The organism is Photobacterium kishitanii (genome assembly GCF_003026355.1).
Taxonomy (GTDB): Bacteria; Pseudomonadota; Gammaproteobacteria; order Enterobacterales; family Vibrionaceae; genus Photobacterium; species Photobacterium kishitanii.
Window position 1 is genome coordinate 1 of sequence record NZ_PYON01000055.1, and the last position, 694, is coordinate 694.

Sequence of the window (694 nt, forward strand, 5' to 3'; positions counted from 1 at the left end):
GCATCCACCGTGTACGCTTAGTCACTTAACCATACAACCCCAAGAGGTCTTGTATGTTCAACTAACCAAGGTTTGCGTTTAATAATCCGATCAAGAAAATATTAAACATTGGTTTTTCGCCGGACTCATTTATTTGTCTTCACTTTAAAAAGTGAAACCAAACACAGACACTTGAATGTGTTTGTTTTGAGAACTCATTTTTATCCGAAGATAAAAACATTTTTTAAAATCAATCTTTCGATTGAATTTACTAGTCAGCTTTCCAGATTGTTAAAGAACATGTAATCATCGTTAGATAACCACTTTTTAAAAACACTGAACTCTCTGTCTTTCAAGAGAAGTGCGTTTAAAGAGTGGTGGAGCTATGCGGGATCGAACCGCAGACCTCCTGCGTGCAAGGCAGGCGCTCTCCCAGCTGAGCTATAACCCCAACGATGTAAAAGACTATACCGCCACTTTTTCTGGGAGAAAAAGTGGTGGGTCTGAGTGGACTCGAACCACCGACCTCACCCTTATCAGGGGTGCGCTCTAACCACCTGAGCTACAGACCCAAGTCTTTTTACGTTCTACATTTCGACCAAGCAATCTGTGTGGACACTGCATAAAACAGAAAAGTCTTTAGGTAAGGAGGTGATCCAGCCCCAGGTTCCCCTAGGGCTACCTTGTTACGACTTCACCCCAGTCATGAACCACA

2 tRNA genes and 1 rRNA gene are annotated in these 694 nt (G+C 42.7%); all 3 read right to left on the minus strand.

Annotated elements, in window-relative coordinates:
- Positions 1–354 precede the first annotated feature (354 nt).
- A tRNA-Ala gene (locus tag C0W29_RS21480) sits at positions 355–430 on the minus strand.
- A 44-nt stretch (positions 431–474) separates the two neighbouring features.
- Positions 475–551 (minus strand) — tRNA-Ile (locus C0W29_RS21485).
- Between the two features lie 72 nt (positions 552–623).
- Positions 624–694, minus strand: a 16S ribosomal RNA gene (locus C0W29_RS21490); the annotation flags it as partial.